Below are 19,687 nucleotides of genomic sequence, written 5' to 3' on the forward strand. Positions count from 1 at the left end.
CGACACCCGAGGCAATCCCCACCGGAGACCGGCGTTGAACGCCTTCGAGTGGCGCGCGGCGGGCGGTCTCGCGACGGTCTACGCGGCCCGCATGCTGGGGCTGTTCATGATCCTGCCGGTGTTCGCGCTGTTCGCGCGCGACCTGGCGGACGCCACCCCGGTTCGCGTCGGGCTCGCCCTGGGCATCTACGGCCTGACCCAGGCGGTGCTGCAGATTCCCTTCGGCGTGGCGTCCGACCGTCTCGGGCGCAAGCCGGTGATCGTGGCGGGCCTGTTGCTGTTCGCCGCCGGCAGCGTGCTGGCGGCGGTCTCCCGCGACCTGGACTGGATCATCGTCGGCCGCGCGCTGCAGGGCAGCGGCGCCATCGCCGCCGCCAGCAACGCCCTGGTGGCGGATCTCACCCGCGAGGCGCGGCGCACCCAGGCGATGCTGGTGATCGGGATCGCCATCGGTGCCTCGTTCACCGGGGCCCTGATCCTGGGGCCGGTCCTGGACGCCTGGATCGGCGTGCCGGGCATCTTCGCCGTCACGGCGGTCCTGGCGCTGGCCTGCATTCCCCTGGTTTGGTTCGTGGTGCCCGACCCGGGACCGATGCCGAGCCGGGCCCACGCCGGCATCCTGCGCGATCTGCGCACGGTGTTGTCCTCGTCCCAGCTCCTGCGTCTGGATCTGGGCGTGTTCATCCTGCACGCCTGCTTGACCGCGATCTTCCTGGCGGTGCCCGCCGCGCTCTCGGACAACGCGGGTCTGCCCTCGGAACGGCACTGGCAGGTCTACCTGCCGGTGATGCTCGCCTCCCTGGCCCTGACGCTGCCGCTGATGTACCTGGGTGAGCGGCGCGGTCACCTCAAGACGGTCTTCGTGACCGCCATCGCCGCCCTGGCGGCGGCCAGCGCGGTGCTGGTCTGGGCCCAGGCGACGCTGGCCGGTCTGGTCGCGGCGCTGCTGCTGTTCTTCGGCGCCTTCAATCTGCTGGAGGCGAGCATGCCGTCGCTGCTGTCGCGGCTCTGCGACGCGCGGTTGCGCGGCGCCGGCATGGGCGCCTTCTCCAGCAGCCAGTTCCTGGGCGCCTTCGCCGGCGGTTTCCTGGGCGGGATCGCGCAGGATCGGCTCGGCAACGCCGGCGTGTTCGCCGGCGCCGCCGCGCTGTGCCTGCTGTGGCTGGTTTTCGCGGCGGGTCTGCGCCCGCCCGTTGCCAGGGTCTCGGCGGGCGGGGCAGACTAGGCGATTCGGCACGGAAGACAATAAAACCCCTGCTCAACGGAGTTCCACATGGCCAAGGGCATCAACAAGGTCATCCTGATCGGCAACCTGGGCGCCGATCCGGAGACGCGCTACACCGCCAACGGCACCGCCGTGACCAACCTGCGCCTGGCGACCTCGGATACCTGGCGCGACAAGCAGTCCGGCGAGATGCAGGAGCGCACCGAGTGGCACCGCGTGGTCCTGTTCGCGCGCCTGGGCGAGATCGCCGCCGAGTACCTGCGCAAGGGCAGCAAGGTCTACATCGAGGGCCGGCTGCAGACGCGCAAGTGGCAGGGCCAGGACGGGCAGGACCGGTTCACCACCGAGATCGTGGCCAACGAGATGCAGATGCTGGACTCGCGCGGCGGCGGTAGCGCCAGCTTCGACGGTCCGCCGCGCGGCGGGCAGCAGTCGCGCCCGCAGCCGCAGCAGGCGGCACCCGCGGGCCAGCAGGGCGGCGGCAACGACTTCGACGACGACCTGGACGACGATATCCCTTTCTAGGATGGAAGACGTAAAACGTAAAACGGAAAATGTCAGCGATTGTCGGCACACCCGTCTGTGCCTGCGTTTTCCGTCTCCCATTTCCCGTTTGCCGAGTCTTCAATGAAAGCGATTCTCTGCAAGGAATACGGACCGCCCGAGAGCCTCGTGTACGAGGAGGCCCCCGATCCCTCGCCGGGCAAGGGCGAGGTCCTGATCGGGGTGCACGCGGCCGGGGTCAATTTCCCGGATACCCTGATCATCCAGGGCAAGTACCAGTTCAAGCCCGACATGCCGTTCTCCCCCGGCGGCGAGGTGGCCGGTGAGGTCCTGGAGATCGGCGAGGGCGTTTCGCACGTCAAGCCCGGCGACCGCGTCATGGCCCTGATGACCTGGGGCGGCTATGCCGAGAAGGCGGTGGTGCCCGCCTTCGGCGTGATCCCGATGCCGCCGGACATGTCCTGGAACGAGGGCGCGGGCTTCCCGCTGGTCTATGGCACCGTGATCCACGCGCTCAAGCAGCGCGGCCGGTTGCGGGAGGGCGAGACCCTGCTGGTGCTGGGCGCGGCCGGGGGCGTGGGCCTGGCGACGGTGCAGATCGGCAAGCTGATGGGCGCGCGCGTGATCGCCGCGGCCAGCACCGCCGAGAAGCTGGAGCTGTGCCGCGAGCACGGTGCCGACGAGGTGGTCAACTACAGCGAGGAGTCCCTCAAGGACCGGGTCAAGGAACTGACCGACGGCAAGGGTGCGGACGTGATCTTCGACCCCGTCGGCGGCGACGCCTTCGACCAGTGCCTGTCCTGCATCAACTGGGACGGCCGCCTGCTGGTGATCGGCTTCGCCAGCGGCCGGATTCCGGAGGCCGCCGCCAACCGCATCCTGCTCAAGGGCTGTGCCGTGGTGGGCGTGTTCTGGGGTCGGTTCGCGCAGGTCGAGCCGCAGGAGAACATGGCCAACTTCATGCAGCTCATCCAGTGGTACAACCAGGGGGGCTTCAAGCCGGTCGTGAGCCGGACCTATCCCCTGGAGCGGGCCGCCGATGCCCTCAACGACATGCTCGCCCGCAAGGCCACCGGCAAGCTGGTGCTGGAAGTCGGCTGAGACCCGGTTCGCCCGGCGCCGGGATCGTTCGGTTCCGGGGCGCCGCCTGGCGCACCGTTCTCCCCCCGGCGTGCCGGCGTCCGGTGAATCGGCATATCGGGCGCCCCCGGCCTGTGGTCTATAAAACCCGATTTAGCTATAGTCCGCGGCCCCGAGCGGGTATTTTGCACTAAACTGGTCGCATGCCGGCGACCGAGGACGCCAACACCCTATGAGCGGCAAGGTTTACGTACAGACCTGGGGCTGCCAGATGAACGAGTACGACTCCGCCAAGATGGTGGACGTACTCGCCAAGTGCCGTGGCGCGCAGCGGGTCGACTCGCCCGAGGAGGCGGATATCATCCTGCTCAACACCTGTTCCGTGCGCGAGAAGGCGCAGGAGAAGGTGTTTTCGCAGCTCGGCCGCTGGCGCCCGCTCAAGGAAGCCAACCCGGACCTGGTGATCGGGGTCGGCGGCTGCGTGGCCAGCCAGGAGGGGCACGCCATCCGCGAGCGGGCGCCGTTCGTGGACATGGTGTTCGGGCCGCAGACCCTGCACCGGCTGCCCGAGATGGTCGACACCGTGCGCGACAACCGCACCTCGGTGATCGATATCGCCTTCCCCGAGATCGAGAAGTTCGACCGTCTGCCGACGCCGCGGGCCGAGGGGCCCACGGCGTTCGTATCGATCATGGAGGGCTGCTCCAAGTACTGCAGCTTCTGCGTGGTGCCGTACACGCGCGGTACCGAGATCAGCCGGCCGTTCGACGACGTGATCCTGGAGGTCGCGGAACTGGCGGACCAGGGTGTCAAGGAGATCACGCTGCTGGGCCAGAACGTGAACGGTTACCGCGGGCGCATGGTCGACGACGACGGCAACGACGTCGGGGTGGCCGATCTGGCGCTGCTGGTGAATTACGTCGCCGAGATCGACGGTATCGAGCGTATCCGTTACACCACCTCGCACCCGCTGGAGTTCTCCGACTCCCTGGTCGCCGCCTACGGCGAAGTGCCGAAGCTCGCGAACTACCTGCACCTGCCGGTGCAGCACGGCTCGGACCGTATCCTCGCCTCCATGAAGCGCGGCTATACCGTGGCCGATTTCAAGGCCAAGGTGGCGGCCCTGCGCGAATTGCGTCCGGACATCAGCCTGTCGACCGACATCATCGTCGGCTATCCGGGCGAGACCGAGGCCGATTTCGAGGCCACCATGGCACTGGTCGAGGAGGTCCGTTTCGATCAGGCCTTCTCCTTCATCTACAGCAAGCGCCCCGGCACGCCGGCCGCGGAGTTGGACGACCCCACGCCGCGCGAGGTCAAGCGCGAGCGCCTGCAGCGCCTGCAGCGGCGGATCGACGAGTTCAACGCCGAGTACATGCGCGCTATGGTCGGTACCACCCAGCGCGTGCTGGTCGAGGGGCCGGCCAAGCGCGGCGGCGGCCAGCTCGCCGGCCGCACCGACTCCAACCGCTGGATCAACTTCGACGGCCATCCGCGGCTGATCGGCCATTTCGTGGACGTGACCGTCACCGAGGCCCTGTCCAACTCCCTGCGCGGACGGGTGGTGGACGTGGCGACGCCGTCCGCGGAGCCCGCCTGAGCCGAACCTGCCTTGGCCGACAGTACCCGAACCCTGACCCTGGAGCCGGCCGATACCGAGCGCCTGGCCTATCTTTGCGGTCCGCAGGACGAGCACCTGCGGCAGATCGAGGAGGGCCTGGAGGTGTCCGTGCACAACCGCGGCCACCATTTCCAGTTGCACGGCCCGGACAAGGCGGTGGATGCCGCCCACGCGGCGCTGCGCGATCTCTATGCCGCCACCGCCTCGGGGCCGGTCGCGCCGGACCGGGTGCATATCGCCGTGCGCGCGGCGGCCCGTGACCTGGCGGAGGACGGGGACGCTCCCACGGATGCCGATCGCGGCGGCGACGGCATGGTGATCAAGACCCGTCGCGGCCTGATCCGCGGGCGCGGTCCCAGCCAGCGCCGCTACCTGCTCAACCTGCAGCGCAGCGATCTGAATTTCGGCATCGGCCCCGCCGGCACCGGCAAGACCTACCTGGCGGTGGCCAGCGCGGTGGATGCCCTGGAGCGCGAACGGGTGCGCCGCCTGCTGCTGGTGCGTCCGGCCGTGGAGGCGGGGGAACGGCTGGGCTTCCTGCCCGGCGATCTGGCGCAGAAGATCGATCCCTACCTGCGGCCGCTGTACGACGCCCTTTACGAAATGCTCGGCTTCGAACGGGTGGCACGGCTGATCGAGCGCAACGTGATCGAGATCGCGCCGCTGGCCTATATGCGCGGGCGTACGCTCAACGAGGCCTTCATCATCCTGGACGAGGCGCAGAACACCACCATCGAGCAGATGAAGATGTTCCTGACACGGATCGGCTTCGGCTCCACCGCCGTGGTCACGGGCGACATGACCCAGATCGACCTGCCGCGGCACAAGACGTCGGGTCTGCGGCACGCGGTGGATATCCTCGACGGGGTCGAGGGCATCGCGGTCACGCGCTTCTCCAGCGCCGACGTGGTGCGGCACCCGCTGGTGCAGCGCATCGTCGAGGCCTACGACCGCCACGAAGAGGGCGACGACGGGACGTGAGACTGACGCTGGAGGTCCAGCGGGCCGGCGACCACGCGGCCCCGGACGACGATCTGCTGCGTGCGGCCGCCGAGGCGGCCTTGGCCGGGCGTCGGGACGCGGCCGAGCTGTGCATCCGGATCGTGGACGAGGCCGAGTCCGCCGCGCTCAACGAGCGTTATCGCGACAAGGCCGGGCCGACCAACGTGCTGTCATTCCCCTGTGATGCGGCCGTGCCGGAATTGTCCTTGCTGGGCGACCTCGTCATCTGTGCGCCGGTGGTCGCCGCCGAGGCCCGCGCGCAGGGCAAGGCCGTCGAGGCGCACTGGTCGCACCTGGTGGTGCACGGGGTGCTGCACTTGCTCGGCTTCGACCACATCGGCGACCATGAAGCCGAGACCATGGAGGCCGAGGAGCGCGCGATCCTGGCGCGGCTGGGCTATCCCGACCCCTATTGAAGGAACATATCCAATCCGCTCATGAGTGAGGATTCCGAATCCGACAGTAGCCGCTCGTCCTCGAACGGCTGGCTGCGCCAACTCGGCCAGAGCCTGGCCGGCCCGCCGCGCGATCGCGACGAGTTGACGGAGATCCTGGGCGAGGCCCAGCGCAACGACCTACTGGACGGCGACGCCCTCTGGATGATGAAGGGCGTGCTCAATGTCTCCGAAATCCAGGTGCGGGACATCATGGTGCCGCGCTCGCAGATGGTGGTGGTGGAGCGTGACGCCGAGCCCGCCGCCATCCTGCCCACCGTGATCGAGTCCGGGCACTCGCGATTTCCGGTGATCGGCGACTCGCGCGACGAGGTGGTCGGCATCCTGCTCGCCAAGGATCTGCTGCGTCTGGCCCTGGACGAGAACGGCGAGGCCGGTTTCGATATGCGCCAGGTGCTGCGGCCGGCGGTGTTCGTGCCCGAGGCCAAGCGCGTCAACGTGCTGCTCAAGGAATTCCGGGCCTCGCGCAACCACATGGCGGTGGTGGTCGACGAGTACGGCGGCGTCGCCGGACTGGTCACCATCGAGGATGCCCTGGAGCAGATCGTCGGCGACATCGACGACGAGTACGACACCGCCGAGGGCGCCTACATCATGCGCCAGGACGCCAACCGCTTCCTGGTGCGCAGCCTGACGCCGGTGCCCGAGTTCAACCGCTACTTCGGCGCCACCTTCTCGGACGAGGAGTTCGACACCATCGGCGGCTTGGTGATGCACGAATTCGGGCACATGCCCAAGCGCGGCGAAACGGTGGTCGTTGACCGCTTCCAGTTCAACGTCCAGCGCGCCGACTCGCGCCGCATCCACCTGTTCCAGATGGCGGTGCTGCCCGAGGCCGAGGGCGCGTGATCGGGAACGGTGGGGCGCCGGCGCCGGCGGTCGGCTCTCTCGCGCGCGCCGGACGTTTCATGCTCGACTTTCCCTTGCCGCTGCTGCTCGGCGCGGCCGCCACGCTCGGATTCGCGCCGTTCGGCTGGTACCCGGTCACGGTGCTGGCCCTCGCCGGGCTGCTCGCGTTGTGGCGGGACGCCGGCCCTCGGCGCGCGGCCTGGCGCGGCTGGCTGTTCGGCCTGGGCCATTTCGGCACGGGCGTCTACTGGGTCTTCGTCAGTACCTATTACCACGGCGGCGCGCCGCTGCCGGTGGCGGTGCTGCTGGTCTGCCTGCTGCCGGCCTACATGGCCGTCTACCCGGCCCTGGTGGGGGCGCTCGCCGGCTACGGCGCCCGCCTGCCCCGCGTCGTCTGGGCGCTGCTGCTGGTGCCCGCCGCCTGGGCCCTGGGCGAGCTGGTACGGGCCCGTCTGGGTACCGGTTTCCCCTGGCTGTCGTCGGGCTATGCCCTGACCGATGCCGCGGTCACCGGCCTGGCGCCGCTCGGCGGCGTCTACCTGATCGGCGTGTTGCTGTTGACGCTGGCGGGGGCCGTCTACCTGCTGGCGGCCGGCGGTCTCGCGGACCGGCTTGTCGTGGCGGCTATCGGCGCGGCGTTGCCCGTGGCGGTGTGGCTGGCGCCGCCGGTCGAGTACTGGACGCAGCCCGAGGGCGAGCCGCTGGACATCGCCATCATCCAGGGCAATATCCCGCAGGATCTGAAATGGCTGCCCTCGGCCTTCGAGCCGACGCTGGAACGCTATCGCGAGCTCAACGACGTCGCCGAGGGACGGCTCATCGTCTGGCCCGAGGCCGCGGTGCCGGCGCTGGCCCACCAGGCGCGCGGCTATCTGGACAGCCTGGATGCCAGCGCGCAGGCGCGCGGGCGCACCCTGCTCGTGGGCGTGTTGCAATGGCCCGAGTACGAGGCACCTCTATACAACGCCGTCTACGCCCTGGGCGTGGACGAGGGACACTACTACAAGCGCCATCTGGTGCCCTTCGGCGAATATTTTCCGGTGCCCGATTTCATGCGCGCGATCATGGATGGCGTGAACATGCGCTACAGCAGTTTCGACCACGGCCCGGAAGAGCAGGAGCCGATCACCGTCGACGGCGTGGCGCTGGGGCTGTCCATCTGCTTCGAGGACGTGTTCGGCTACGAGATACGCAAGGCCCTGCCCGAAGCCGGCGTGCTGGTGAACATGACCAACGATGCCTGGTTCGACGGCACATCCGCGCCGCACCAGCATCTGCGCATCGCCCGCATGCGGGCGATGGAGGCGGGCCGGCCCATGCTGCGGGCGACCCAGACCGGTATCAGTGCCGCGATCGGGCCCGACGGACGCGTGCTGGCGCGCAGCGCGCACTACGCTGCCGACATCGTCGAGACGACAATCCAGCCGCGCTCGGGGACGACGCCCTACGTGCGTCACGGCGACCGGCCGCTGGCGCTGTACGCCCTGACCCTGTGCGTGCTCTGCCTGGTGGCGGCGCGCCTGGCGGGACCGCGCGCCGCCCGCTTCGCCTAGGCGAGGTGGGCACGCTACACTAGCGCGCTTTCCATTCCGGACCGACGACCGCCCGATGCGCGAGGACTACGACCCGCACGAGATCGAACGGCAGGTGCAGGCGCACTGGCAGGAGACCGACGCCTTCGCCGCGACCGAGGATCCCGGCCGCGAGAAATTCTATTGCCTGTCCATGTTCCCGTACCCGAGCGGGCGGCTGCACATGGGCCACGTGCGCAACTACACCATCGGCGACGTGATCTCGCGCTACCAGCGCATGTGCGGCAAGAACGTCCTCCAGCCGATGGGCTGGGACGCCTTCGGCCTGCCGGCCGAGAACGCGGCGATGAAGAACGGCGTACCCCCGGCACAGTGGACGCGCGAGAACATCGAGTACATGCGGGGGCAACTCCAGCGCCTGGGTTTCGCCTACGACTGGAACCGCGAACTGGCCACCTGCGACCCCGACTACTACCGCTGGGAGCAATGGCTGTTCACGCGGCTGTTCGAGAAGGGCCTGGTCTATCGCCGCAACGCGGTGGTCAACTGGGACCCGGTCGACCAGACCGTGCTCGCCAACGAGCAGGTGGTGGAGGGGCGCGGCTGGCGCTCCGGCGCGGTGGTCGAGCAGCGCGAAATCCCCCAGTGGTTCCTCAAGATCACCGCCTACGCCGATGAGCTGTTGGACGACCTCCAGCGGCTGGAGGGCTGGCCGGCGGCAGTGCGTACCATGCAGTCCAACTGGATCGGGCGCTCCGAGGGCGTGGAGATCGAATTCGACGTCGAAGGCCGTGACGACCGCCTGACGGTGTTCACTACCCGCCCGGACACCCTGATGGGCGCCACCTACATGGCCCTGGCCGCCGACCATCCGCTGGTCAAGGCCCTGGAGCCCGGCGATCCCGATCTGGCGGCATTCTGCGCCGAATGCCGCAGCATCGGCACCGCGGAGGCCGGCCTGGAGACCCGCGACAAGAAGGGTTACAGACTCGACCTGGAGGCGGTGCACCCGATCACCGGCGAACGGCTGCCGGTCTGGGTCGCCAACTTCGTGCTCATGGGCTACGGCACCGGCGCGATCATGAGCGTGCCCGCCCACGACGCGCGCGACTGGGAGTTCGCCCGGGCCTATGATCTGCCGATCAAGCCTGTGATCGCACCGGCCACGTTGGCGGACGACGAAGTACCCCCCTTTGAAAAAGGGGGGCAAGGGGGGATTTCCCCGCCGGATATCGCCGACGGCGCCTTCGAGGAACGGGGCGTGCTGGTGGATTCCGGCGACTACAGCGGCCTGGCCTCAGAGCAGGCTTTCGACGCCATCGCGGCGCGCCTAGAGTCCGAAGGCCGGGGCCGGCGGCGGACCCAGTACCGCCTGCGCGACTGGGGCATCTCGCGCCAGCGCTACTGGGGCTGCCCGATCCCCATCGTCCACTGCGACGACTGCGGCGCGGTGCCGGTGCCCGAGGACCGGTTGCCGGTGCGCCTGCCGGAGGATGTCACGCCCGAGGGCACCGGCTCGCCGCTGGCGCGGATGCCCGAGTTCTACGAGACGGACTGCCCCGCCTGCGGCAAGGCGGCGCGGCGCGAGACCGACACCTTCGACACCTTTGTGGAATCGTCCTGGTACTACGCCCGCTATGCCTGCCCGGACAACGACAGCGCCATGCTCGACGCGCGCGCCGACTACTGGCTGCCGGTCGACCAGTACGTGGGCGGCGTCGAGCACGCGATCCTGCACCTGCTGTACGCACGTTTCTTCCAGAAGCTGTTGCGCGACGAGGGCCTGGCCGGGGCCGACGAGCCGTTCGCGCGCCTGCTCACCCAGGGCATGGTGCTCAAGGACGGGGCCAAGATGTCCAAGTCCAAGGGCAATACCGTCGACCCCGGCGAGATGATCGAGCATTACGGCGCCGATACCGTGCGCCTGTTCATGATGTTCGCGGCGCCGCCGGAGCAGTCCCTGGAGTGGTCCGACGCCGGCGTCGAGGGCGCCTACCGTTTCATCAAGCGTCTGTGGCGCCTGGTGCAGGTTCATGCCGCGACCGGCCCGGCACCGATCGCCGATCCCGAGGCGCTTGACGACGGTCAGCGGGAGCTGCGCCGCAAGCTGCACGAGACCGTGGCCAAGGTCGGCGACGATATCGGCCGGCGCTATACCTTCAATACCGCCATCGCCGCCGTCATGGAGTTGTGCAACACCCTGGGCCGTTTCCAGGACGATTCGCCCGGCGGCCGCGCGGTCATGCAGGAGGCCCTGGAGGCGGTGGTGTGCATGCTGGCCCCCATCGTGCCGCATGTCTGCCACGCGCTGTGGCGGGCCCTGGGCCGCGACGACGAGCTGCTGGACGCGCCCTGGCCGGAACACGATCCGGGCGCGCTGGCGGTGGCCCGCGCCGAGATCGTGGTCCAGGTCAACGGCAAGGTGCGCGGGCGCATCGAGGTGCCCGCCGAGGCCGACGAGGCGAGCATCGAGGCGGCGGCGCTGGCCGAGCCCAACGTCGCCCGGTTCGTGGCCGACAAGACGATCCGCAAGCGCATCGTCGTGCCCGGCAAGCTGGTCAACCTGGTGGTGTGACATGAACCGCGCGATCGCAGCCGCCCTCGCGGGCGCCCTGATCCTGACCCTGGCCGCCTGCGGTTTCCGGCTGCAGGGCACGGCGCCGTTGCCCGGCGGCGTGGACAGCGTGCGAGTGACCTTCGATCAGCCCTATGGCGTGGCGGAGCCGCCGCTGGTGCTGGTCCTCGAGCAGCGGCTGCGCGCCCGCGGCGCCCTCGGCGGCGGCGATGCCGACGCCCGGCTGCACATAGCCGAGATCAATACGCGGCGCCGCCTGCTGGCGGTCAGTCCGGAGGACGCGCGCGGCGCGGCCTACGAGCTGGAGACCGAGGCGGTGTTCGACCTCCGGATCGGCGGCAAGACGCGCCTGGCGCACGAGAGCCTGACGGTGCGCCGCGAATACAGCTTCGACGATACCGCGCGCTTGGCCGCCGAAGCCGAGCGCGAGGAATTGGAACAGGCGATGCAGGCGGAGCTGGCGGATTTGATCCTGCTGCGGCTGGACGCGGTCGATGCCGCGGAATGAGCCGCCGCCCGGCGATGCCGCGCCGCCCGATCCCGAACGGGCGGCGGCGCTGCTGCGTCATCGGCGCAGCGTCGAGCGCTTCCGGCCGGAGCGGCCGCCGCCGGCGCTGATCGAGGCCGCCGTGGAATGCGCCCGCTGGGCACCCAATCACCATCTGACCCAGCCCTGGCGTTTCTACGACCTGGGGCCGGAGACCGCCGCCGCGGTGGTGGCGCTCAATGCCGACCTCGTGGCCGCCCGCAAGGGCGAGGCGGCGGCGGAGGCCAAGCGCCGGCGCTGGGGCGCGGTCCCGGGCTGGCTGGTGGTGACCCAGCGCCGCAGCGACGATCCGTTGCGCGAGCGCGAGGACTACGCCGCCTGCTGTTGCGCCATCCAGAACCTGATGCTGTTCCTGGCGGCGCACGATGTGGGCACCAAGTGGACCACGGGTGATGTCACCCGCGAGCCCCGCTTCTACGAGATCGCGGGCATCGATGCCGGCGCGGAGGACGTGACCGGGCTCGTCTGGTACGGCTACCCGGCGCACCGGCCGCGGTCGCGCCGGCTGCCGGTGTCCGAAATCCTGCGGACCCTGCCGTGACATCGGGCCCGGCCGGGGCGCCATACATTGCAAACGGGGGCGCGTTTCGGTAATATCGCGCGCCTTTCGGGGCCGCATCGCGGCTTCCTTTTCGGCAGTCGAGAGACGATCATGAAGACGTTTTCCGCGAAGAAGGGCGAAGTGCCCGGTGATTGGTATGTGGTCGACGCAGAAGGCAAGACCCTGGGTCGCCTGGCGTCCGAGGTCGCCTTTCGCCTGCGCGGCAAGCACAAGCCGGAGTACACCCCGCACGTGGATACCGGCGATCACATCGTGGTGATCAATGCCGAAAAGGTGAAGGTGACCGGCAACAAGCTCGACCAGAAGCGCTATTACCGGCACACCGGCTACCCCGGCAACATGAAGGAGACGCGCCTGGAGGACGCCCTGGAGCGGCATCCGGAGCGCGTGATCGAGACCGCGGTCAAGGGCATGCTGCCCAAGAACCCGCTGGGCCGCGACATGTACCGCAAGCTGCGCGTGTACCGGGGTGCCGAGCACCCGCACGCCGCCCAGCAGCCCCAGGCCTTGGAGATTTAGATAGATGGCTGACACCCAGAGCTACGGCACCGGCCGCCGCAAGACCGCCACCGCGCGCGTCTTCATCAAGCCCGGCAAGGGCGACATCGTCGTCAACAAGAAGCCGCTGGACGAGTATTTCGGCCGGCCCACCTCGCGCATGATCGTGCGCCAGCCGCTGGAAGCGACCGATTCCGTGGAGCGCTTCGATATCTACGCCACCGTCGAGGGCGGTGGGCCCAACGGCCAGGCCGGCGCCATCCGCCACGGCCTCGCCCGCGCGCTGATCGACTACGACGAGACCCTGCGCGGCACCCTGCGCGCCGCCGGCTACGTCACCCGCGACGCGCGCAAGGTCGAGCGCAAGAAGATCGGTCTGCACAAGGCCCGCAAGGCACCGCAATACTCGAAGCGTTAGCTTCGAGCATCGCGGCGCAGGTTACGGGTTACAGGTTTACGGGTTACAGGGAAGTCACCTTGCGCCGGACATGGAACGTTTCACGGACCTGGAGGTCTGGAAACGCGGTTGCAGATTGACCGTGAAGGTCTACGAAGCCCTCGCCACCACGCGCGAGTACGGTTTCAAGGACCAGGTCACTCGCGCCGCCCTGTCTATCCCCTCGAATGTGGCCGAGGGATATGACAGAGGCTCTACCGCGGAGTACATCCAGTTCCTCAACTACGCGAAGGGCTCTTGCGCCGAGTTGCGGACTCAACTGTATATCGGCACGAAAATAGGAGTTGTTGAAAAGGCACAGTCTTCGGAGTTGATCGAGGAAGCCGGACAGATAACGCGGATGCTTCAGTCCATGGTCAACACGCTGACCAACCCCGAACCCTGAATGCCTTAACCCCTGTAACCTGTAATCTGTAACCTGAATCCCGATTTTGGGGGATCGTCTAACGGTAGGACAGCGGACTCTGACTCCGTCAATCCAGGTTCGAATCCTGGTCCCCCAGCCAACAGCGAAAAGCCCGCCTCCAAGGCGGGCTTTTTGTTGTTTCGTGAGAATCCCGGGATTCGAACCGGTTCGACCGATCCGCAATGGCGGATCGGAACAGCGGAGCGTAGCGACGCTGGCCCGAAGGGCGAGGGGCGTAAGCCCCGAGTAATCCTGGTTCCCCGGCCAACAATTTTTCTTGGCGAGCGCAGCGAGCTTAGAAGAATGTTGCCCCGGACCCCGATCCGGGGCCTAGAAAGCCCGCCGTTTAAGGCGGGTTAAGGCGGGCTTTGTCGTATCTGGCCCCCGGACTGCGATCCGGGGCCTGGAAGGCCCGCCGCCAGGCGGGCTTTTTCATGCGATTCACAGCCGCATATCGAACGCCACCGTGCGGATCAGGGCCACCACCGGCATACCCTCGCGCAAGTCCATTTCCGCGAGAGACTTGCGGGTGAGCCGGGCGCGCAGCGCCTGGCCGCCGACGCGCAGACGCAGCTCGACCGCGCTGCCCGTGCCGATCTCGCCGATGCGTTCGATGGTGGCGTGCAGCCGGTTGCGGTAGCTGGTGGCGGCCGGGTCCGACAGGGCCAGGGCGACGTCGCGCACCGGCACGCGCAGCCGCAGGGTCGTGCCGGCGGGCTCGTCCACGGCCGGCACGGTCAATCGCTGGCCGTCGGCCAGGGCGAGATCCGTGAGGGCGTAGTCGGTTTCATGGCGTTCCACGGTGGCGGCAAGGACGGAGACGGCGTCGAAGCCGCCGAGATGAGGTGTCAGGTCGAATCGGGCCAGCAGCTCGTCGAGCGGCCCCTGGGCCAGCACACCGCCGTTCTCGATCAGGACCAGCCGATCGGCGACGGCGGCGATCTCGCCCGGCTCGTGACTGACGTAGGCGACCGGAATGTCCACCTCGCGCACCAGCCGGCCGATGTAGCGCAGCATCTCCCGCTTGCGGGCCTCGTCGAGGCCGGTCAGGGGCTCGTCCAGGAGCAGCAGGCGGGGCTCGGTGAGCAGGGCACGGCCGATGGCCACCCGGCGGGCCTCGCCGCCGGAGAGCGTGGCCGGGAAGCGGGCGAGCAGGTTGTCCAGGCCCAGCAGCGCCACGATGTCGTCGAAGCACCGCCGCCCGGCGGCACGCATGCCGTAGGTCAGGTTGCCGCGCACGCGGTAATGCGGGAACAGCCGGGCCTCCTGGAACACCACGCCGAGGCCGCGTCGGTGTGGCGGCACGAAGTGCCCGCGCGCGGTATCGGTCAGGATATCGCCGCCGATACGGATGGTGCCGGCGTCCGGCCGGTCCAGGCCCGCGATCAGCCGCAACAGACTGGTCTTGCCGCTGCCCGAGGCGCCGAACAGGGCGGTGACGCCGCGCGCCGGGATGGCCAGCGACGTCGCCAGGCGGAAATCGCCCAGACGCTTGCGCACGTCCAGCTCGACGCCGGTGTCGTCAGGCTGCAGGCCGACGGCATCCATGGTCAGGCGTCCCGCCCCTGCAGACGCCGCCGCGCGCGCCGGGCGAGCGCCTCCGACACCAGGATCGCGAGCATCGCGATCGCCACCGACACGGCGCACAAACGCGCCGCCGCGGCCTCACCGCCGGGTGTCTGGAGCATGGTGTAGAGCGCCAGCGGCAGGGTGCGGGTCTCGCCGGGTATGTTGGCGGCAAAGGTGATGGTGGCGCCGAATTCCGATAGTGCCCGTGCGAAGGCCAGCACCGTCCCGGTCAGCAGGCCGGGCAGGGCCAGGGGCAGGGTGATCGTGAGCCAGACGCGCCGCCGGCTCGCGCCCAGGGTGGCGGCCGCCGCCTCCAGGCCCGGGTCCACCGCCTCCAGGGACAGGCGCACGGCGCGCACCAGCAGGGGGAAGGCCATGACGCCGCCGGCCACCGCCGCCCCCTGCCAGGTGAAGGGCAGTGAGATGCCCAGCCACCGGTCCAGCCACTGGCCGAGCCAGCCCTGACGGCCGAGCGAGATCAGCAGCAGGTAGCCGACCACCACCGGCGGCAGCACCAGGGGCAGGTGCAACAGTCCTTCGAGCAGGGCCTTGCCGCGGAATTCCTTTCTCGCCATCAGCCAGGCCAGAAGCACGCCGGGGACCAGGATCCATCCCACGGCCGTCCCCGCGACCCGGAGGCTGATCAGGATGGCCTGCCATTCGGCGTCGGAGAGCATGTCAGTCCCGGGCGGGCGTGAAGCCGAAATCCGCGAACATCGCCATCGCTTCGTCGCCGCCCAGCCACTCGCGGAATGCCCGGGCGGCAGGGTTCGGCGAGGTTCCCACCAGGGCGGCCGGGTAGGCGATGGGATCGTGGCTGTCGGCGGGGAACAGTCCCAGGCGCACGACATCGTCGGCGGCGTGCGCGTCGCTACGGTAGACGATGCCCAGCGGCGTTTCGCCGCGCTCGACCAGGGCGAGCGCGGCGCGGACATTGTCGGCCCGTGCCAGCCGGCCCGCGAGAGCGTCCCACATGCCCAGCGAAATCAAGGCCCGACGCGCATAAATGCCCGCCGGCACGTGCGCGGGGTCACCGACGGCGAGGCGTTCGTCGCCGTGCAGAAGGGCGACCAGCGGCCGGTCGTCCGCGCCCGGCGCGTATTCGCGGATGCCGCTGGTCGCCGATGCCACCACGGCCAGGCGGTTGCGCAGCAGATCGCCGCGGGCATGCAGCGGGATGCCCCGGTCCGCGAGCCAGTCCATCCACTGCCGGTTGGCGGCGATATATAGGTCCGCCGGGGCGCCGTGCGCGATCTGGCGCGCCGCGGTGGACGAGGCGGCGTAGACCGGCACCACGTCGACCCCGCGGGTGGACTCGTAACGCTCGACGGCTGCGTCTAGGGCGTCCGCCAGCGAGGCGGCGGCGAACACTCGCACCGTCGGTGCCGCCTCCGCGGCCACGGATGCCGCGAGTGTCAGCAGCAGGACGACGGCCGCGGCGAGCGCGCGGCGCGCCGGAGGACGGGACCCCGGAACGGCGGTCATGCGCGACCTCGTTATGTACGTTCGGATATAGCGAAGACTATATACCCATTGCGGGGACGCGGCCAATACATCGTCAATTCGCGTCCCCGCGGCGTGCGACCAGCGACAGCAATGCCCCGGCGTCGTCGGAGCATGCCGGATCGAGCAGGGCCTCCAGGGCCCGGAACCGGTCCAGGACCTCGCGGCCCAGGCGGGTCAGGTGCGCCCCGCCGCGCTCGCGCCCCCCGGTGGCGGTCTCGACGGCGCGCTCCGGCAGGTGGCGGTTCATGGTGTCGATGAGCTGCCAGGCCTTCTTGTAGCTCATGCCGAGCTCGCGGCTGGCGGCGCTGATCGACCCCGTGCGGTCGATGGCTGCCAGCAGATCGGCCTTGCCGGGGCCGACCACGACATCGCGGCCGGCGACAAGGCGGAGCTGAAAGGTCGGCTCGGGATGGTGCGTTCGTGTCATGGTCCGGTCTCGTCGCCGCCCGGCGGGATCGCCGGGCCGTTTGCGCCATAATACGCGCCCGCCGGCGCCGGCCGCCCCGTCGCCGATACGAAACCCGACAACTGCCCGAACCGACTCATGGCCCGCCACCGCTGGACCGATTTCGCCCGCGACGCCGCCACCCAGACCCGGCTGGCGCTGCCGATCATGGGCGCGCAACTCGCCCTCGTGGGCATGGGCGCGGCCGACACCATCATCGTCGGCCGCTATTCCGCGCACGACCTGGCGGCGGTGGCGGTGGGCAGCAGCATCTGGTTTCCGGCGCTGCTGTTCCTGTCCGGGGTCCTGATGGCCGTGACGCCGCACGTGGCCAGACTGTATGGTGGCGGTCGCGCGCGCGAACTGGGCGCGTATCTCGGCAATGCCCTGTGGCTGGGCGTGGTCGCCGGTGGATTGGCGGCCGCGGCGCTGCTGCTGGCGGAACGCGGGCTGGCGGTGAGCGGGATCGATCCGGGCGTCTGCCGCAGTGCCGCCGCCTATCTCGCCGGCGTGGCCGCCGGCATGCCGGCGATCGGCGTGTTCCAGGTGTTGCGCAGCCTGTGCGAGGGCCTGCACGACACCCGGCCGATCCTCTGGGTCAGCCTGGTCGGGTTGGCGGTGGATGCGCCGGCCAATTACCTGCTGGTTTTCGGCGGGTTCGGCGTGCCGCCGCTGGGGGCGCTGGGCTGCGGCATCGCCACCGGCCTGGCGATGTGGACCATGACCGGCGCGCTCTGGCTGTACGTGCGCCGCGCGCCGGCCTACACCGCCACGGGGCTGTTCGAGCGGCGTTGGCGGTTGCGCCGGGCGCCGACGCTGCACGTGCTGCGGGTGGGGCTGCCGATCGGGTTGTCACTGTTCTTCGAGGTCACCCTGTTCGCGGCCATCACCCTGCTGGTGGCGGGGCTGGGCACCACCGTGGTGGCCGCCCACCAGATCGCGCTCAACGTCTCCACGGTTCTGTTCATGGTGCCGTTGAGCCTGGGCATGGCCCTGACCGTGCGGGTGGGTTTCGCCCGCGGCGGCGACGATCCCGCGGCGGCCCGCCGCTGCGCCGCCAACGGCATGCGCCTGGGCGGGTTCCTGGGCCTGGTCCAGGCCGGCTGCATGCTGGTCGGCGCCGAATACGCGGTGCGTCTCTATACCGCGGATCCGGCGGTCCGGGATCTCGCGGTCTCGCTGATCCGCCTGGCGGCCTTCTTCCAGCTGTCGGATACCCTGCAGGTGACGGCCGCCGGCGCGCTGCGCGGCTACGAGGCGACCCGCAGCATCATGCTCATCACGCTGCCCTCGTACTGGCTGGTGGGGCTGGGCACCGGTATCTGGCTGGCCCTGTCGGACCTGCCGCCGGGGCCGCTCGGCGTGCACGGCTTCTGGATCGGCATGCTGGCGGGCCTGAGCGTGGCGGCGGCGCTGCTGGCCTGGCGGTTGCGGGTGGTGGGCCGCGCCGCCGCTGCCTGAGCCGTGCCGGTGCGACAGGGTATGCTGGGGCCCCGATCGCGCCAACACCGTTGCCGATGAACTGGTTTGCCGACAATGCCCACCTGGTCACCGGCCTGCTCACCGCGGGGTTGGGCGCCATCGTCTACTGGACCGACCGCGACAACGCCCTGAGCCGGCCCCTGGCGCTGTGCCTCGCCGCCATCGGTGTCGCCGTCCTGCTCGACGAGACCCGGATCGGCGGCTGGCTGCCGACCGTGATGCTGGAGAGCGTGCGCGCGCTGGCGATCCTGGCCGGGGTGGAGTGGGGACGGCGCATCGGCAACACGGCCAGCGGCCGCGCGCGGGCGGCGGCCAACGGCCTGTTCCGGGCCGCGCAGATCCTGGTGCTGGTGTACTGGGGACTGTCGCTGGGCTACGTGGTGCTGTTCACCGACGCCGCGAGCACCGACGCGCCGGGCCTGATCCGCACGCGGCCGCTGGAGTTCGCGGTATTCGCGCCGGTGCTCGGCTCCGCCATGCTCTGCGCGGCCATCGCCATCCTCCTGCTGCTGGCGGTGCGTATCGACCGTGCCGAGGCGGTGCGGCTGCGGGTGCTGTTCTTCGCGGCGCCGTTCCTGCTCGCGGCACTGGTGGTGGGCGAAACCCTGGTGCCGATCACCATCGCCCTGGGGCTGCTGGTGGTGATCTACGGCTCCATGCGCTATCTGATCATCCAGACCGAGCGGGGGCGGCTCATGGGCCGGTTCCTGTCCCCCGAGGTGGAGCGGCTGGTGCGCACCGAGGGCATGGATCGCGTCCTGCGGCTGCGGCGCCGCCCCGTGAGTATCGTGGTCTGCGATCTGCGCAGGTTCACGGCCTTCGCCCGGGCGAACGATTCAGAGACCGTGGCGGCGACCCTGGAACGTTTCTACGCCGCCGTGGGGGCGGTGGCGGCCGAGCACGGCGGGACGGTCAAGGATCATGCCGGCGACGGCGTCCTGGTCCTGGTCGGTGCGCCCCTGTCGGTTACCGACCACGCCGCGGTCGCCGCGGCGCTGGCCGTGGACCTGACCGCCCGGGTCCGCGAGGCGCTGGCGGAGGTCGCGCCCGATCTGGGTCTGGGCGTGGGGATCGCCACCGGCACGGTCACCGTCGGCGCTATGCGCGGCGCGGGCCAGCTCGAGTACATGGCGGTGGGCAACGCGGTGAACCTGGCGGCGCGTCTGTGCGACCGGGCCGAGGACGGCGAGATCCTGATCGACGATCGCACCCGCGCCGCCGTGGCCGACCGCGGCCATGCGATCGAGGCACGACCCCCGGAACGCCTCAAGGGCTTCGACGAACCGGTGCCGGTGTTCGCCTTGCGGCGATTTTGAAAGAATATCCGCAGATTACGCAGATTCACGCAGATTTTTCAGGAACAGATTCTTTC

Annotated in this window: 20 protein-coding genes and 1 tRNA gene; 17 read left to right on the top strand and 4 right to left on the bottom strand. The window is 69.6% G+C overall.

Features of this window, described 5'->3' with window-relative positions; genetic code table 11:
* Positions 1–34: 34 nt before the first annotated feature.
* The 15 genes from PC39_RS04750 to PC39_RS04820 all read left to right on the top strand — a co-directional run bounded on the left by PC39_RS04750 (position 35) and on the right by PC39_RS04820 (position 13,413).
* Positions 35–1,225, top strand: a complete 1,191-nt coding sequence (locus PC39_RS04750) for an MFS transporter (RefSeq protein ID WP_353252216.1) — start codon at positions 35–37, stop codon at positions 1,223–1,225.
* A 48-nt stretch (positions 1,226–1,273) separates the two neighbouring features.
* A complete protein-coding gene (gene ssb, locus PC39_RS04755) occupies positions 1,274–1,750 on the top strand; it encodes a single-stranded DNA-binding protein (protein ID WP_353252217.1) in 477 nt (158 codons plus the stop codon).
* A gap of 102 nt (positions 1,751–1,852) precedes the next feature.
* Entirely contained in the window at positions 1,853–2,830 is a 978-nt protein-coding gene (locus PC39_RS04760) for an NADPH:quinone oxidoreductase family protein (RefSeq protein WP_353252218.1), read from the top strand.
* Positions 2,831–3,041: 211 nt separating this feature from the next.
* Positions 3,042–4,409 (top strand): tRNA (N6-isopentenyl adenosine(37)-C2)-methylthiotransferase MiaB, encoded by a 1,368-nt coding sequence (miaB, locus tag PC39_RS04765; RefSeq protein WP_353252219.1) that lies wholly within the window; start codon positions 3,042–3,044, stop codon positions 4,407–4,409.
* A gap of 12 nt (positions 4,410–4,421) precedes the next feature.
* Positions 4,422–5,411, top strand: a complete 990-nt coding sequence (locus PC39_RS04770) for a PhoH family protein (protein WP_353252220.1) — start codon at positions 4,422–4,424, stop codon at positions 5,409–5,411.
* Entirely contained in the window at positions 5,408–5,848 is a 441-nt protein-coding gene (gene ybeY, locus PC39_RS04775; protein WP_353252221.1) for an rRNA maturation RNase YbeY, read from the top strand. The genes PC39_RS04770 and ybeY overlap by 4 nt, the downstream gene beginning before the upstream one ends.
* A 21-nt stretch (positions 5,849–5,869) precedes the next feature.
* Positions 5,870–6,736: a CorC family transporter gene (locus PC39_RS04780; protein ID WP_353252222.1), complete on the top strand. Its 867-nt coding sequence runs from the start codon at positions 5,870–5,872 to the stop codon at positions 6,734–6,736.
* A 59-nt stretch (positions 6,737–6,795) separates the two neighbouring features.
* A complete protein-coding gene (gene lnt, locus PC39_RS04785; protein WP_353252223.1) occupies positions 6,796–8,289 on the top strand; it encodes an apolipoprotein N-acyltransferase in 1,494 nt (497 codons plus the stop codon).
* A 55-nt stretch (positions 8,290–8,344) separates the two neighbouring features.
* The gene (gene leuS / locus PC39_RS04790; RefSeq protein ID WP_353252224.1) at positions 8,345–10,843 is read left to right on the top strand and encodes a leucine--tRNA ligase; all 2,499 of its coding nucleotides are present in this window, start codon (positions 8,345–8,347) and stop codon (positions 10,841–10,843) included.
* Position 10,844: 1 nt separating this feature from the next.
* On the top strand, positions 10,845–11,351 hold the full coding sequence (locus tag PC39_RS04795) for an LPS-assembly lipoprotein LptE (RefSeq protein ID WP_353252225.1): 507 nt from the start codon (positions 10,845–10,847) through the stop codon (positions 11,349–11,351).
* Positions 11,338–11,931, top strand: coding sequence for a nitroreductase family protein (locus tag PC39_RS04800; RefSeq protein WP_353252226.1), 594 nt, complete (start codon positions 11,338–11,340; stop codon positions 11,929–11,931). The genes PC39_RS04795 and PC39_RS04800 overlap by 14 nt, the downstream gene beginning before the upstream one ends.
* Positions 11,932–12,042: 111 nt before the next feature.
* Positions 12,043–12,471, top strand: coding sequence for a 50S ribosomal protein L13 (gene rplM, locus PC39_RS04805; protein ID WP_353252227.1), 429 nt, complete (start codon positions 12,043–12,045; stop codon positions 12,469–12,471).
* Between the two features lie 4 nt (positions 12,472–12,475).
* On the top strand, positions 12,476–12,868 hold the full coding sequence (gene rpsI, locus PC39_RS04810; protein ID WP_353252228.1) for a 30S ribosomal protein S9: 393 nt from the start codon (positions 12,476–12,478) through the stop codon (positions 12,866–12,868).
* 70 nt (positions 12,869–12,938) lie between these two features.
* Positions 12,939–13,292, top strand: a complete 354-nt coding sequence (locus PC39_RS04815; protein WP_353252229.1) for a four helix bundle protein — start codon at positions 12,939–12,941, stop codon at positions 13,290–13,292.
* A gap of 47 nt (positions 13,293–13,339) precedes the next feature.
* Positions 13,340–13,413 (top strand) — tRNA-Gln (locus tag PC39_RS04820).
* Positions 13,414–13,754: 341 nt separating this feature from the next.
* Here the strand turns inward: PC39_RS04820 and modC are convergent.
* The 4 genes from modC to PC39_RS04840 form a co-directional block, all read right to left on the bottom strand.
* On the bottom strand, positions 13,755–14,861 hold the full coding sequence (gene modC / locus PC39_RS04825) for a molybdenum ABC transporter ATP-binding protein (RefSeq protein ID WP_353252230.1): 1,107 nt from the start codon (positions 14,859–14,861) through the stop codon (positions 13,755–13,757).
* 2 nt (positions 14,862–14,863) lie between these two features.
* On the bottom strand, positions 14,864–15,559 hold the full coding sequence (gene modB / locus PC39_RS04830) for a molybdate ABC transporter permease subunit (RefSeq protein ID WP_353252231.1): 696 nt from the start codon (positions 15,557–15,559) through the stop codon (positions 14,864–14,866).
* Between the two features lies 1 nt (position 15,560).
* Positions 15,561–16,367 carry a molybdate ABC transporter substrate-binding protein gene (gene modA, locus PC39_RS04835; protein ID WP_353252232.1) on the bottom strand — a complete coding sequence of 269 codons (807 nt, stop codon included), beginning with the start codon at positions 16,365–16,367 and terminating at the stop codon, positions 15,561–15,563.
* 73 nt (positions 16,368–16,440) lie between these two features.
* Positions 16,441–16,815 (bottom strand): winged helix-turn-helix domain-containing protein, encoded by a 375-nt coding sequence (locus PC39_RS04840; protein ID WP_353252233.1) that lies wholly within the window; start codon positions 16,813–16,815, stop codon positions 16,441–16,443.
* A gap of 117 nt (positions 16,816–16,932) precedes the next feature.
* On the opposite strand from PC39_RS04840, the gene PC39_RS04845 reads away from it, so the two are divergent.
* Both PC39_RS04845 and PC39_RS04850 read left to right on the top strand, forming a co-directional pair.
* Positions 16,933–18,294 carry an MATE family efflux transporter gene (locus PC39_RS04845; RefSeq protein WP_353252234.1) on the top strand — a complete coding sequence of 454 codons (1,362 nt, stop codon included), beginning with the start codon at positions 16,933–16,935 and terminating at the stop codon, positions 18,292–18,294.
* A 56-nt stretch (positions 18,295–18,350) separates the two neighbouring features.
* On the top strand, positions 18,351–19,631 hold the full coding sequence (locus PC39_RS04850; protein ID WP_353252235.1) for an adenylate/guanylate cyclase domain-containing protein: 1,281 nt from the start codon (positions 18,351–18,353) through the stop codon (positions 19,629–19,631).
* Positions 19,632–19,687 lie beyond the last annotated feature (56 nt).

The organism is Salinisphaera sp. PC39 (assembly GCF_040361335.1).
In the GTDB taxonomy this organism is placed as follows: Bacteria; Pseudomonadota; Gammaproteobacteria; order Nevskiales; family Salinisphaeraceae; genus APNM01.